This is a genomic window from Pantoea sp. EKM101V, assembly GCF_011800325.1.
Classification (GTDB): Bacteria; Pseudomonadota; Gammaproteobacteria; order Enterobacterales; family Enterobacteriaceae; genus Pantoea; species Pantoea anthophila.
Genome location: NZ_JAALFP010000010.1, coordinates 131,596 through 145,427 on the forward strand (window position 1 = coordinate 131,596; position 13,832 = coordinate 145,427).

At 51.4% G+C, this 13,832-nt stretch carries 16 protein-coding genes and 1 other RNA gene; 10 read left to right on the forward strand and 7 right to left on the reverse strand.

Annotated features, from left to right (window positions below; all coding sequences use genetic code 11):
- Positions 1 to 28: 28 nt before the first annotated feature.
- Positions 29 to 1,357 carry an ATP-dependent RNA helicase SrmB gene (srmB, locus tag HFD92_RS16220; protein WP_150028959.1) on the forward strand — a complete coding sequence of 443 codons (1,329 nt, stop codon included), beginning with the start codon at positions 29 to 31 and terminating at the stop codon, positions 1,355 to 1,357.
- A gap of 217 nt (positions 1,358 to 1,574) precedes the next feature.
- Here the strand turns inward: srmB and grcA are convergent, their stop codons facing one another.
- Positions 1,575 to 1,958, reverse strand: a complete 384-nt coding sequence (gene grcA / locus HFD92_RS16225) for an autonomous glycyl radical cofactor GrcA (RefSeq protein WP_009088643.1) — start codon at positions 1,956 to 1,958, stop codon at positions 1,575 to 1,577.
- 242 nt (positions 1,959 to 2,200) lie between these two features.
- Between grcA and ung the strand changes: the two genes are divergently transcribed.
- Entirely contained in the window at positions 2,201 to 2,881 is a 681-nt protein-coding gene (gene ung / locus HFD92_RS16230; protein ID WP_167429253.1) for a uracil-DNA glycosylase, read from the forward strand.
- Between the two features lie 59 nt (positions 2,882 to 2,940).
- Here ung and grpE read toward each other — a convergent pair whose 3' ends face one another.
- Positions 2,941 to 3,522, reverse strand: coding sequence for a nucleotide exchange factor GrpE (gene grpE / locus HFD92_RS16235; RefSeq protein ID WP_009088632.1), 582 nt, complete (start codon positions 3,520 to 3,522; stop codon positions 2,941 to 2,943).
- Between the two features lie 122 nt (positions 3,523 to 3,644).
- On the opposite strand from grpE, the gene nadK reads away from it, so the two are divergent.
- From nadK to bamE, 3 genes are all read left to right on the forward strand, one after another.
- Positions 3,645 to 4,523 (forward strand): NAD(+) kinase, encoded by an 879-nt coding sequence (gene nadK / locus HFD92_RS16240; protein ID WP_009088631.1) that lies wholly within the window; start codon positions 3,645 to 3,647, stop codon positions 4,521 to 4,523.
- Positions 4,524 to 4,607: 84 nt separating this feature from the next.
- Positions 4,608 to 6,269, forward strand: coding sequence for a DNA repair protein RecN (recN, locus tag HFD92_RS16245; protein WP_167429254.1), 1,662 nt, complete (start codon positions 4,608 to 4,610; stop codon positions 6,267 to 6,269).
- A 185-nt stretch (positions 6,270 to 6,454) separates the two neighbouring features.
- Positions 6,455 to 6,802: an outer membrane protein assembly factor BamE gene (bamE, locus tag HFD92_RS16250; RefSeq protein ID WP_009088629.1), complete on the forward strand. Its 348-nt coding sequence runs from the start codon at positions 6,455 to 6,457 to the stop codon at positions 6,800 to 6,802.
- An 89-nt stretch (positions 6,803 to 6,891) separates the two neighbouring features.
- Here the strand turns inward: bamE and HFD92_RS16255 are convergent, their stop codons facing one another.
- Together HFD92_RS16255 and HFD92_RS16260 are read right to left on the reverse strand one after the other, a co-directional pair.
- Entirely contained in the window at positions 6,892 to 7,185 is a 294-nt protein-coding gene (locus HFD92_RS16255; protein WP_167429255.1) for an RnfH family protein, read from the reverse strand.
- Entirely contained in the window at positions 7,178 to 7,612 is a 435-nt protein-coding gene (locus HFD92_RS16260) for a type II toxin-antitoxin system RatA family toxin (RefSeq protein WP_009088627.1), read from the reverse strand. Before HFD92_RS16260 ends, HFD92_RS16255 begins: the two co-directional genes overlap by 8 nt.
- A 158-nt stretch (positions 7,613 to 7,770) precedes the next feature.
- Here HFD92_RS16260 and smpB point away from each other — a divergent pair, with 158 nt between their 5' ends.
- The 3 genes from smpB (at position 7,771) to HFD92_RS16275 (ending at position 10,044) form a co-directional block, all read left to right on the forward strand.
- Positions 7,771 to 8,253, forward strand: coding sequence for an SsrA-binding protein SmpB (smpB, locus tag HFD92_RS16265; protein WP_009088626.1), 483 nt, complete (start codon positions 7,771 to 7,773; stop codon positions 8,251 to 8,253).
- Between the two features lie 43 nt (positions 8,254 to 8,296).
- Positions 8,297 to 8,658, forward strand: a transfer-messenger RNA (tmRNA) gene (ssrA, locus tag HFD92_RS16270).
- Between the two features lie 192 nt (positions 8,659 to 8,850).
- The gene (locus HFD92_RS16275) at positions 8,851 to 10,044 is read left to right on the forward strand and encodes an integrase domain-containing protein (RefSeq protein ID WP_167429256.1); all 1,194 of its coding nucleotides are present in this window, start codon (positions 8,851 to 8,853) and stop codon (positions 10,042 to 10,044) included.
- 64 nt (positions 10,045 to 10,108) lie between these two features.
- Here the strand turns inward: HFD92_RS16275 and HFD92_RS16280 are convergent, their stop codons facing one another.
- From HFD92_RS16280 to HFD92_RS16290, 3 genes are all read right to left on the reverse strand, one after another.
- Complete coding sequence (locus HFD92_RS16280; protein ID WP_167429257.1) at positions 10,109 to 11,326, reverse strand: hypothetical protein; 1,218 nt, start codon at positions 11,324 to 11,326, stop codon at positions 10,109 to 10,111.
- 519 nt (positions 11,327 to 11,845) lie between these two features.
- On the reverse strand, positions 11,846 to 12,088 hold the full coding sequence (locus HFD92_RS16285; protein WP_167429258.1) for an ogr/Delta-like zinc finger family protein: 243 nt from the start codon (positions 12,086 to 12,088) through the stop codon (positions 11,846 to 11,848).
- Positions 12,085 to 12,801 carry a hypothetical protein gene (locus tag HFD92_RS16290; protein ID WP_167429259.1) on the reverse strand — a complete coding sequence of 239 codons (717 nt, stop codon included), beginning with the start codon at positions 12,799 to 12,801 and terminating at the stop codon, positions 12,085 to 12,087. Before HFD92_RS16290 ends, HFD92_RS16285 begins: the two co-directional genes overlap by 4 nt.
- Before the next feature lie 523 nt (positions 12,802 to 13,324).
- Here HFD92_RS16290 and HFD92_RS16295 point away from each other — a divergent pair.
- On the forward strand, positions 13,325 to 13,582 hold the full coding sequence (locus HFD92_RS16295; protein WP_058781707.1) for an AlpA family transcriptional regulator: 258 nt from the start codon (positions 13,325 to 13,327) through the stop codon (positions 13,580 to 13,582).
- The gene (locus tag HFD92_RS16300; protein WP_167429260.1) at positions 13,579 to 13,827 is read left to right on the forward strand and encodes a hypothetical protein; all 249 of its coding nucleotides are present in this window, start codon (positions 13,579 to 13,581) and stop codon (positions 13,825 to 13,827) included. Before HFD92_RS16295 ends, HFD92_RS16300 begins: the two co-directional genes overlap by 4 nt.
- The last annotated feature ends 5 nt before the right edge of the window (positions 13,828 to 13,832 follow it).

The following is a 13,832-nucleotide window of genomic DNA, read 5'->3' on the forward strand; positions in this document are numbered from 1 at the left end:
TAATCAGCGCCCCAAACTGAGGTAGACCATGACAGTAACCACATTTTCCGAACTCGAACTCGACGAAAGCCTGCTACAAGCGTTGCAGGAAAAAGGCTTCACGCGTCCAACAGTGATTCAGGCTGCTGCAATTCCGCCCGCGCTGGAGGGCCGCGACGTTCTGGGTTCGGCACCTACCGGGACCGGGAAAACTGCCGCCTATTTGTTACCGGCGCTGCAGCACCTGCTTGATTTTCCGCGCAAGAAATCTGGCCCGCCACGCATCCTGATTGTGACCCCGACCCGCGAACTGGCGATGCAGGTCGCTGAACATGCGCGTGAGCTGGCGAAACATACCCATCTGGATATCGCGACCATCACAGGCGGCGTGGCCTACATGAACCACGCCGAAGTGTTCAGCGAAAACCAGGATATCGTGGTCGCGACCACCGGCCGCCTGCTGCAGTATATTAAAGAAGAGAACTTCGACTGCCGCGCGGTGGAAACGCTGGTGCTGGATGAAGCGGACCGTATGCTGGATATGGGCTTCGCCCAGGATATCGAAACCATCGCGGCTGAAACGCGCTGGCGCAAGCAGACCCTGCTCTTCTCCGCCACGCTGGAAGGCGACAACATCCGCGATTTCGCCGAACGTCTGCTGAACGATCCGGTTGAGCTGGAAGCGGATCCGAGCCGTCGCGAGCGTAAAAAGATCCAGCAGTGGTACTACCGCGCTGACGATCTTGAGCACAAAACCAAACTACTGATCCATCTGCTGAAGCAGCCGGAAGTGACACGCAGCATCGTGTTCGTGCGCAAGCGTGAGCGTCTGCATGAGCTGGTGAGCTGGCTGCACGAAGCGGGGATTCGCACCAGCTATCTGGAAGGCGAAATGGTGCAGGCGAAGCGTAACGAAGCGATCAAACGTCTGAGTGAAGGACGGGTGAACGTGCTGGTTGCCACCGACGTTGCGGCGCGCGGCATCGACGTTGAAGATGTCAGCCACGTCTTCAACTATGACATGACGCGTACCGCCGATACCTATCTGCACCGTATTGGCCGTACCGGTCGCGCCGGTCGTAAAGGCATCGCCATCTCGCTGGTGGAAGCGCACGATTACGTCCTGCTGGGTAAAATCACCCGCTACGTTAATGAGCCGATTAAAGCGCGCGTTATTGACGAGCTGCGTCCGGTGACCCGCGCTCCAAGTGCGAAAACCACCGGCAAACCGTCGAAAAAGGTGCTGGCTAAGCGCGCAGAGAAGAAAGCGAGCGAAACTGAAAAGCCCCGCGTGAAAAAACGCCATCGTGATGCCAAAAATATCGGCAAACGCCGTAAGGCAAGCGGCAGCGCGGCCGCTAACGAGAATGCGGAATAAAACAGCGCTTAAACAAAAAAATCGCCTCTGATGAGGCGATTTTTTTTAGCTGACAGCTGTTAACAGCCTTTTCACACCATTTTACCTGCCTGACCGCGTTGCTGGCGATACTCACTGACCGGCTCGCTGCACATGACTCTCTATCTTGCTGATAAGGATGATAAAATCTGCTGTGTGCGCTTTGCGTTTATTTTCAGCGTCCGATCACTCAGGCTACTTAAAGACTTTCGGTAAAAGTACGGGCAATCACGTCACGCTGCTGTTCAGGAGTCAGTGAGTTGAAGCGCACGGCATAGCCCGACACGCGGATGGTCAGCTGCGGGTAGTTTTCCGGGTGCTTCACCGCATCTTCCAGCGTTTCACGACGCAGCACGTTGACGTTCAGATGCTGACCGCCTTCAACACGCACCTGCGGTTTGATTTCTACCGGAACTTCACGATAAGCAAATTCGCCCAGCTCGCTGATAGCCACAACCTGGTCTTCTTCATAACCCCCGGCGGCACACAGGCAACGCGCCTGGGCTTTCTCTTCGTCCAGCAGCCAGAAGGAGTTCAGCAGGTTGGCATGGTTGGATTGAGTGATCTGGATTCCTGTGATCATCTTTGCATCTCCCGAATAATAGGTGAATAAATCAAATTTAAGGCTCCGGTATACCACCCATCCTTTCGACCAGCCTTGACCTGCATCAATCTTCACCCGGCGCTCTGTGGCCATTCAGGCTAACCCGTTGATCTGAAAATGCATTACCACTTAACTTTATTTGTATTTTTCAAATTTATTTTACCTTCAGCTGGGCGGCAGGAACGGCTAAGCTTACGGCACTAACGGAAAGGGAGTTAAACATGGCTGAAAAGCTGACCTGGCACGACGTGCTGGCTGAAGAGAAACAGAAACCCTATTTTGTCGAGACGCTGAAGCTGGTCGCCGATGAACGCGCTGCGGGGGTCACCGTCTATCCGCCGCAGAAAGATGTCTTTAATGCCTTTCGCCTGACGGAACTGGGCAACGTCAATGTCGTCATCCTCGGCCAGGACCCCTATCATGGCCCTCACCAGGCACATGGCCTGGCCTTCTCTGTGCTGCCAGGCGTTCAGGTGCCGCCATCCCTGCAAAATATCTATAAAGAGTTGCAGCAGGATATTCCGGGCTTTGAGAAACCTAATCACGGCTTCCTGGAGAGCTGGGCGAAACAGGGTGTGATGCTGCTGAACACCGTTTTAACGGTCGAGGCGGGCAAAGCGCACTCTCATGCGCGATTCGGCTGGGAGACATTTACCGATAATGTGATTGCAGCGATCAATCAGCATCGTGAAGGGGTCATTTTTCTGCTGTGGGGATCGCATGCCCAGAAGAAAGGCAGCATCATCGATCGCCAGCGCCATCATGTATTGCAGGCGCCGCACCCTTCGCCGCTCTCTGCGCATCGCGGCTTTTTCGGCAGCCACCATTTCTCAAAAACCAACGAACTGCTCAGCGCGGCCGGCAAAAAACCGGTGGACTGGACGCCGGTATTACCGGACTGACGCCAGAATGCACACGGCCGCGTCAGTGCGCGGCCGTGTAGCGGGATTCCGGTGCTGAATCAGCCTTTGGCTTTGGCAACGGCAACCATCGCCGGACGCAGCAGGCGACCATTCAGCGTATAACCACGCTGCATCACCAGCATGACATGGTTAGGCTCGAACTCTTCCGACTCCATCATCGACATCGCCTGATGCACTTCCGGGTTAAACGGCACGCCGGTTTCGCCGACCACTTCAACACCGAATTTACGCACGGCACCCAGCAGACCTTTCAGAGTCAGTTCAACCCCTTCGATCATAGGTGCCAGCTGTGAATCTTCTTTGTTCGCCACTTCCAGCGCGCGCTCAAGGCTGTCGATAACCGGCAGCAGTTCGTTGGCAAATTTCTCCAGCGCAAATTTGTGCGCCTTCTCAACGTCCATTTCCGCACGACGACGAATGTTTTCGACTTCAGCCTGCGCACGCAGCTGAGCATCACGCACGCCGGTCTGAGACTGCGCTAATTCAGCTTCGAGCTGAGCGATACGCTCATCACGCGGATCCACCTCTGCCGCTGTCTCCGCTTCCTGAGGTTGCTGCTGATCCTGCTGAATTTCGTCTGAGACTTGCTCGTTTGGGGTGTTCTGTTCTTTACTACTCATGAATTTCTCCGCGTTTTGCACATTCATTTCGCTGGTTGGCTTATTATGGGGATTGAAATAGCGGTTTCAAGGGAACCTGTCACATTGCCTTGCCGTTTTGGCTTATAAGGAACACCGACCAGATGAACAAACACTTTAACTGCATTGGTATTGTGGGTCATCCACGCCATCCCACCGCGCTAACCACGCATGAGATGCTCTGGCGCTGGCTGACAGCCAAAGGTTATCAAGTGATCGTCGAGCAACAGATTGCGCAGGAGCTGTCGCTTCACGATGTGCAGACCGGCACGCTGGCGGAGATTGGTCAGCAGGCCGATTTAGCGGTCGTAGTAGGCGGTGATGGCAACATGCTGGGTGCCGCGCGCGTGCTGGCCCGTTATGACATTAAGGTGATTGGCATTAACCGCGGTAACCTCGGCTTCCTTACCGACCTCGACCCCGACAATGCGCAGCAGCAGCTGGATGAGGTGCTGCAGGGCAACTATTTTGTCGAGAGCCGCTTTCTGCTGGAAGCGCAGGTGTGCAAATCGGCCTGTTCGCCGCGCATCGGCACCGCCATCAACGAGGTGGTACTCCATCCCGGCAAAGTCGCGCACATGATCGAATTTGAGGTTTACATCGATGAGGTGTTCGCCTTTTCGCAGCGCTCTGACGGACTGATTATCTCCACCCCTACCGGCTCGACCGCCTACTCGCTCTCTGCGGGGGGCCCGATTCTGACACCGTCGCTGGAAGCGATCGTGCTGGTGCCGATGTTCCCGCATACGCTCTCGGCGCGGCCGCTGGTTATCAACAGCAGCAGCACCATCCGCCTGCGCTTTTCGTCCCGCCGCAGCGACCTGGAAATCAGCTGCGACAGTCAGATCGCCCTGCCGATACAGGAAGGTGAAGATGTTCTGATCCGGCGCAGCAATCATCACCTCAACCTGATTCACCCTAAAAACTACAGCTATTTCAATACGCTGAGTTCTAAACTGGGCTGGTCAAAAAAATTGTTCTGAAAAGGGGTGCAGCCTCTTTACTGGATAAAAAACCAGTTTATACTGTATGAAAAACCATATGTGTTTATTCGTACAGGTGAACCTATGCTGGCCCAACTGACCATCAGTAATTTCGCTATCGTTCGTGAGCTCGACATTGATTTCCACCGCGGCATGACAGCCATCACGGGTGAAACCGGTGCCGGTAAGTCCATCGCGATTGATGCGCTGGGATTATGTCTTGGCGGTCGTGCTGACGCCGACATGGTGCGTCAGGGAGCCAGCCGGGCTGACCTGTGTGCCCGCTTCCAGCTTAAGGCCTCCCCTTCAGCCCAGCGCTGGCTGCTGGATAATCAGCTGGATGATGGCAACGAGTGTCTGCTGCGCCGGGTGATCAGCGCCGATGGCCGTTCGCGCGGCTTTATCAACGGCACCGCGGTCCCGCTCTCTCAGCTACGCGACCTTGGTCAGCTGCTGATTCAGATCCACGGTCAGCATGCCCATCAGCTTCTGCTTAAACCCGATCACCAGAAACATCTGCTGGATGCCTATGCCGGCCATGATGATCTGCTGCAGCGCATGCGTGCCAGCTATCAGACCTGGCATCAGAGCTGCCGCACCCTGGCGCTGCATCAGCAGCAGGCGCAGGAGCGCGAAGCGCGCCGTGAACTGTTGCAGTATCAGCTGAAAGAGCTGAACGACTTTGCCCCGCAGCCGGGTGAATATGAGCAGATCGATGAAGAGTACAAGCGTCTGGCGAACAGCGGCCAGCTGCTGTCAACCAGCCAGCAGGCGCTGCAGATGCTCTCCGACAGTGATGACACCAATCTTAACAGCCTGCTCTACAGCGCCCGTGAGCTGATTTCTGAGCTGACCTCGCTGGATGAGAAGCTGAACGGCGTGCATAACCTGCTGGAAGAGGCGGCTATCCAGCTGAGCGAAGCGAGCGATGAGCTGCGTCACTACTGTGACAGTCTCGATCTGGACCCTAATCGCCTGTACGAACTGGAAAAACGGATTTCGCGCCAGATCGCCCTGGCGCGTAAGCATCACGTCACGCCAGAAGCGCTGCCTGAACTGCATCGGCAGCTGCTGGATGAAGCGGAGCTGCTGTCACAGCACGAAAGCGATCAGGAGAGCCTGCAATCGCTGGTCGGTGAACACTATCAGGCGGCCCTTAAGAGCGCCGAAGAGCTTCATCTGCAGCGCAGCCACTTTGCAGACGAGCTGCAGCAGCTGATTACCCAGAGCATGCATCTGCTCTCGATGCCGCACGGCCAGTTTAAAATCGCCCTGACCTTTAACCCGGATCAGCTGACGGCTGATGGCGCAAGCCGCGTCGACTTCCAGGTCACCACTAACCCAGGTCAGCCATTGCAGCCGCTGGGTAAAGTGGCCTCAGGCGGTGAGCTGTCACGTATCGCGCTGGCGATTCAGGTGATCACCGCGAAGAAAATGGAAACGCCGGCAATGATTTTCGATGAGGTTGATGTCGGCATCAGCGGCCCGACCGCCGCCGTCGTAGGTAAACTGCTGCGTCAGCTGGGTGAATCGACGCAGGTTATGTGTGTCACGCACCTGCCGCAGGTGGCCGGCTGCGGTCATCAGCACTTCTTTGTGAGCAAAGAGACCGACGGCGCAATGACTGAAACCCACATGCAGCCGCTGGACAAGCGGGCGCGCCTGCAGGAACTGGCTCGTCTGCTGGGCGGCAGCGAGGTCACCCGCAACACCCTGGCGAATGCAAAAGAACTTTTAGCCGCATAGCAGCGCACTTTTTTAACCTGACGGGGTCATATGCTTGCTCTGCAGAGGTTTCCAACAGCGAAAAGGTTTATTATCATCGGCACTTATGTCGCCAGAGTAATAAAGCCTGCCGCAGGCAGAGTTCAGATTTTGATGGCAATAAAATCGCCTGTTGAGGCGTTTGGCCCCGGAAAAGGAATGTATAGATGCGCTGTAAAACGCTGACTGCCGCGGCAGTGGTAATGTTGATGATGACCGCCGGATGTTCCACTTTAGAGCGCGTGGTCTACCGTCCTGATATCAACCAGGGCAACTATCTGGTTGCCAACGATGTGGCCAAGATCCATACCGGTATGACACAGCAGCAGGTGGCTTACACCCTCGGCACGCCGATGATGAAAGACCCGTTTGGCAGCAACGTCTGGTATTACATCTTCCGTCAGGAACCCGGCCATGAGCGCGTCAAACAGCAGACGCTGACCCTGACCTTTGATGGCAACGGTGTGCTGACCAACATCGACAATAAGCCGAATCTCTCTCAGAACAGCGATTAATCACACGGCAGAGAGTCTGAAAAACAGGCAGCAAAAAGGCGCACCGAGCGCCTTTTTTTATGTCCGTTATCTGCAAAGCCAGACAGAACTTATTTTTTGCTCACCACAGCCCGCTCTGCACGCTGGCGACGAAGCTCTTTAGGATCGGCAATCAGCGGACGATAAACCTCGATACGATCGCCCTCATTCACCTCATCATCCAGCTTCACCGGCCGACTGTAGACGCCGACCTTGTTGCTGGCGAGGTCAATTTCGCGACGCAGCTCCAGTAACCCTGATTTTACGATGGCCTGTTCTACCGTGCTGCCCTGCTCCACTTTGACGTAGAGCTGATACTGTTTTTCAGGCAACGCATAGACCACCTCAACGGTGATGTCAGGCACTGTAGACCTCTTTGGCACGCTGGGTGAAAGCCTGGACCATGCTGTTGGCAAGCTCTTTGAAAATGCGTCCAAAGGCCATCTCGACCAGCATATTGGTGAATTCAAACTCCAGGCTTAATTCGACTTTGCAGGCGTCATCGCCCAGCGAGACGAACTTCCATCCGCCGGTCAGCTTACGGAACGGGCCGTCAACCAGCTGCATATGGATGCTCTGGTTATCCGTCAGGGTGTTACGGGTGGTAAAGGTTTTGCTGATACCCGCTTTCGAGACATCCACAGACGCCGTCATCTGATTCTCTGACGCATCCAGCACGCGGCTTCCGGTGCAACCCGGCAGGAATTGCGGATAGGCATCCACATCATTTACAAGTTTGTACATCTGCCCGGCACTAAACGGGACCAGTGCCGAACGACTAATCTGAGCCATAATGGTTCCTGTTCATCAAGAAACCGCTGAATAATAGCATTTTCAGCGATCAAACAAAAATGTCCCTGGTAAAGGGTGTGCTAGAATATCCCGTTTCCTGCTGCCCCGCTGGACTGGGGATGCGATAACCGACTAAGTGATGTAAAATACGCCTCATTATGACAAAGAAAAAAGCACACAAACCCGGTTCGGCCACTGTTGCCATGAACAAACGCGCCCGCCACGAATACTTCATCGAAGAGGAGTATGAAGCGGGATTATCGTTACAGGGATGGGAAGTTAAATCACTTCGTGCCGGTAAAGCCAACATCAGCGACAGCTATATTCTGCTGCGCGATGGCGAAGCGTTCCTGTTCGGTTCAACCTTTCAACCCTTAGCGGTTGCGTCCAGCCATGTGGTCTGTGACCCGACCCGTAACCGTAAGCTCCTGCTGAAGCAACGCGAACTCGACTCCCTCTATGGGCGCGTTAACCGCGAAGGTTACACCCTTGTGGCGCTGTCGCTTTACTGGAAAAACGCCTGGTGCAAACTGAAGATTGGTGTGGCACGCGGTAAGAAAGAGCACGACAAGCGCGATGACATCAAAGACCGCGAATGGAAATTAGACAAAGCCCGTATCATGAAGAATTCAGCCCGCTAAGCACTGGATTTTATGCTGTTTAATTGCTAATATTTGAAGTTCTGGGGCTGATTCTGGATTCGACGGGATTGTGAAGCCTTAGGAGCATGCCGAGGGGCGGTTTGCCTCGTAAAAAGCCGCAAAAAAATAGTCGCAAACGACGAAAACTACGCTTTAGCAGCTTAATAACCTGCTCTGAGCCCTCTCTCCCTAGCTTCCGCTCTTAAGACGGGGATCAAGAGAGGTCAAACCCAAAAGAGATCGCGTGGAGGCCCTGCCTGGGGTTGAAGCGTTAAATCCAATCAGGCTAGTCTGTCAGTGGCGTGTCTGTTCGCAGCTGACCGGCGAATGTAAAAACTGACTAAGCATGTAGTGCCGACGGTGTAGTAATTTCGGACGCGGGTTCAACTCCCGCCAGCTCCACCAAAATTCTTCAAAGATGGTTCCAGTGCCATCCGCAGAAGTCCTGAAAGCCCGCACGGAACAAGCCCTGCGGGCTTTTTTGTGTCTGTAATCTTCCGAGACGATTCGCCTGAATCCAGAGATAATTGGTACACGAATTGGTACACGCTATAATGTGGGCCAAAAACGTGTACCAATTATGGACGGAAATCAGTCATGGCGCGGATGACACGCCCCCTTACCAATAACGAAATCCTCAAAGCTAAACCTCAAGATAAAGACTTCACGCTGCACGATGGCGACGGGCTTTTCATGCTCGTGAAAACATCAGGTAAAAAGCTGTGGCGTTTTCGCTATCAGCGGCCAAATAGCAGCAGCCGCACAAATCTCAGCCTTGGCTCTTACCCTGCCCTGACGCTCGCTGTTGCACGCCAGATGCGTGACCAATATTTGTCGCTGCTTGCGCAAGGGATCGACCCGCAAAAACAGCAAGAGGAAGTATCAGAGCAGCGGCAAATCGAGCTGGATAGCATTTTTTCAGTTGTTGCTGGAAGGTGGTTCCAGCTTAAGAGCAAAAGCGTTACCGAAGATTATTCGAAGGATATTTGGCGATCGCTGGAGAAAGACATCTTCCCTAGTATCGGTGAGATTCCTGTTCAGGCGCTCAAAGCCAGGACGATTGTTGAAACACTGGAGCCAATCAAAGCTCGCGGCGCACTTGAGACTGTTCGCCGATTAGTGCAGCGCATTAACGAGATTATGATTTTCGCAGTCAACACAGGGTTGATTGATGCCAACCCTGCCTCAGGTGTAGGCATGGCTTTTGAAAAGCCTAAAAAGCAAAACATGCCCACGTTACGGCCTGAAGAATTACCAAACCTGATGCGTTCTTTAGTCATGTCGAATCTTTCTGTTCCGACTCGCTGTCTTATTGAGTGGCAGCTCCTGACTCTTGTGCGCCCTTCTGAGGCTTCAGGTGCTCGGTGGGCAGAGATCGATCTTGAGGCAAAATTATGGACGATTCCGCCTGAGCGGATGAAAGCTAAACGCCAACACATTGTTCCTCTCTCGCCTCAGGCTATAGAGATTTTGGAAGTGATGAAGCCTATTAGCGCTAATCGAGAACATGTTTTCCCAAGTAGGAACGATCCGAAACAACCGATGAATAGCCAAACTGCAAATGCTGCTTTAAAACGGATTGGCTACGGAGGGAAACTAGTAGCTCATGGTTTAAGATCTATCGCAAGCACTGCTTTAAATGAGGCGGGTTTTAACGGAGATGTTATTGAATCAGCCCTCGCACATACTGATAAAAATGAAGTCCGGCGAGCTTATAATAGATCTATCTATCTTACACAAAGAGTTGCATTAATGAATTGGTGGGGGAAGGAGGTAAAAAGTCAACTTTAAAATTCACATAGAAAAAAATATAAGTAGAGGAATATTAATTTATCTCTCTACTTAATATATGGCGTTACCAAACCGGGAGTGATGAATCAACATCCTTTATGTTGTAAGTTAGGTTTTTATAAGATAACTCAAATCTTTCGTCCAATTTTTTCCAAAAACGGACTTTATTCATTCTTGATAATTTAATGAAATTTATAAGCATACCTAAATCCATTAGTTGTACTTTACAGCCATTATTATCATATATTGAATTTGTTGAATGATTAAATTGACTATCAGGATCATCGTAAATCATTTCTGAAACCACTATAATAATATGAATATTTTGAGATGGTGTGATTTCTCCATTCTTCCCATCAGTAAAAAAAGCCACCCCATTCTTACAAAGCTTTGCAACCCCTTCAACCTGACTTATTGCTTTTTTAATAAGCCCGTAAGTATTGCTATTTCTTCTAGGTAATGACACCAACTTTCCCTTTTCTATAATAGCACTTGCTTTTGACTCTATTAGAAGTACACTAGAACTATCTATAACAGCTACATCGATTAATTCTCTAATTTTATCACCCTGTTTAATATTTGGTGACTTCAAAACTTCATCTCCGAACAAATATGATAAGGCATGGGCAATCATCTCTTCTTGCACATATCCTTCACTTCCATTTTCCCCTTCAGATAAATCATACGACAAATCAGAGAGACCAGGAACGACTACAGACGATAAAATAGATTTTATATTTTCCAACTTTAGATAGGAGCTGTTAATTTGTGTATCGTATTCGTTATTACAAACAAAATCTGGAATAATTTTCTTATAAAATGAATCAGACGCCTCGTAGCTATTTTTGAATGATTTTGTTGTGGTATACCCTACATTCACCAGCCTTTTAGATTCTTCTAAAAAACCATCTTCAAACTTAACATCTGCCCATACCACAGGATGGGTAAACTCATTATAAAAAGTTAGAGTTATATTATCATAGGAACCATATAACAACTTATGCAACCCCTTAACTTCGCGTTTATCCCGAATGGTAGTTACATATACTGCCGGATTTTCTTCAATATCATAGATGGTCATACCTATGCATAAATGCCTCGAGTTTGCTGAAACTATAGCAAGATGAAACTCAACTTTAGCGTTTAGCAGAATCCCTTTAATGGCGGTGAATGGAACCTTAACAATGATACCTACCGATTTATCCTCATATGAATAATCTATCCAAAAACCAATATTTTCCGACTCAAGATAAAAATTTATATGCTTATTTGGCAGAAACATGACACTCCTTACAAATGATCATAAAGAAAAGAAATTTAATTCATTAGTAACGTATTCAAAAAAACTCTTATGCATTAATTTATACCCATCACTTTATAATTTGCAAATGAGTTTTTATCAAAACATGAAAAATAGAGTTGGAAACCATGCAATAAAAAACTAACACACTGAAACAGAGTACATTTCACTCGTATTTTATATCAAGCATGGAGCATTCTTGAAGGAAACCATGCTGCATGAATGAAACTTTGCTTTGGCTGCCCTCAGCGCGCAATGCTATCCCCGCCACGCCTGCCCGCTTTATGCATCGCTTTTCATGCGGGTGCATGATGCGGGCCGGGCCGCGCCCGGTATGGCCTGAACGGGGGAAAGCGGTGCATGATTTTGCATGCAGATTCATGCACGCTATGCATGCACGGCTCTTTACAAAGCGGCTGGCCAGAAAAAGGGCTTCAGAAAGACAAAGGACAGACACAAAAAAGCCGCTGGTCAGGCAGCGGCTGTGCGGGGTTAATGAACCTAGCGGAATGCAGAACCGTAACGGCCCAGCGTCTGACGTTCTCTTGCCGGTTCCGGTGGTATTTCCGGTACGTTTTCCGGCTGTGGCGGTGCGGTGATCACCTTTGTGATGCTCTCATTCGTCTTGAAAGTACATGAGCAGTCAAGGTTAGTGCACTGGTGATAACGCTCTTTTACCTGCTCTGACATATAGCGGCTCGATTTGGTGTGCGCCGCGCTTTTGCAGTAAGGGCAGTGCATCATTTCTGGCTGCCCTCCTGAAGTTTTGCACGCTGCGCCCGGATTGATTCAGCCAGCTTCTGGCGGCGCATAGGATGGCGGTAAAGCTCCATATCAATACCCGTCAGCGGCGGGCGATACAGACCAATATTCTCCAGTAGCGGTGCCTCTTCCATTACACTGTCCGGCAGGGCCGCCGCTTCCCGCGTCAGTGCTTCACCAACCAGATAAGCCACGTCCTGAATCGCATCACGGTCGTCTCCGGCAAACGTCGGGGAAAGTTCTTCACGGCGGATACGCAGCTTAATGGCCCACAGCAGCGACGGGCTCACGTTACGCAGGGCTGACTGCCAGTGTGCATCCGCGAACCCGGTAAATGCCTCGCGGTGTGATTCAACGTACTCTTTCCCACTGCCGCAGCATTTCAGCATCGCCTCCTGCTTATCCAGCGCCAGCTCTTTCAGCAGCCCGCCGAACTCATCGGCCAGTTCCCGGCTGGCGATGCGCTGAGAGTGTTCGGCGCGCAGCTCGTCAGTGAGATTGCCTCGCAGGTTGCGAAAGCGCGTGCGCCAGTTGCTCTCGGCTTCTTTCCCTGCCTCGATGGCCGCCTGCTGCTCTCTTTCACAGCGGACGATATCGGCGCAGATGCCGTTATAGGCTTTCATCCTTTCGGTATGCTCAGCGCGGGCTTTCTCAAAGCGTTCCAGTGATGCAGGTTTCTGTTCCGGGGTGGTCATGGTGGTCTCTCATCGTCTGTAAAGGATGAGGCCATTCTGTCGTGTACCACAGGACAGCGCATTTCATTGCTTTCCGCCTGCCGATGAGCAGACAAGGGCACAACCGGTGCGGGATGGTCCCTTAACTGATTATATTTCTTATATAACTGTTCACTGGTGTTCACTGAGCTAAAAAAGATAATAAATACAGTAAATAAGATAGTGAATACTTCAAAATTAAGTATTCACTGAGTATTCACCGGTGTTCACGCAACCTCATATAACAGCTTTTTTCTGGCGAGCATTTTTTCAGCGTTTAATCCTATCAATAACAGTCTTTTAATTGCCTGAAACTTGCAAATGGCAAATGTTTGCAGTTCATTGCAATTTAATGGCAAATGATGGTTAAAAAACACTCATCCGTGCTTATCTCAGCAAGCCGGACACTTGTTTACTTACCGAAAAATATTCTCAGAATAGGGGGTTACCTGAAGACGCCACCGGAACCGGACAGCACCGGCCGGACTCATAATGAGGTAACACAATGCACACAGTTTCATCCGTACCGGCCCCCGCCATTCCTGCAATCCGCGACGCTTTTTTCCCGCGCGACCGCTTTATGCGCCTGCCGGAAGTCATCAGCACCTGCGGCCTGTCACGCTCGACCATTTACGATTTAATCAGCCGGGAGCAGTTTCCCTCACAGATTTCACTTGGCGGTAAAAACGTCGCCTGGCTGGCGTCAGAAATTGACGGCTGGATGCAGGCCCGCATCGCACAGCGCGCCGGAGGTACAGCATGATTAGGCTGAATATCGGCACGAAAAACTGTCCGCTCACCCGCGAAGAAGCCGCCTTTTTTGCAGCAAGCCCGACGGCAGTCGTCAGCGGCAAACCGGCTCCGGCACCCATCTTTACCGGCGGGATGCACGGCCATATCTCCGTGCTGAGTAAAAAAACTAAGCCTGCCAGGCAGCGGGTGAAGAAAGAGAGCGGGAAATTCCGATCAAATCCGCCGCAATCCGATCACGTCCTGACCGGTTGCTGAGGAAA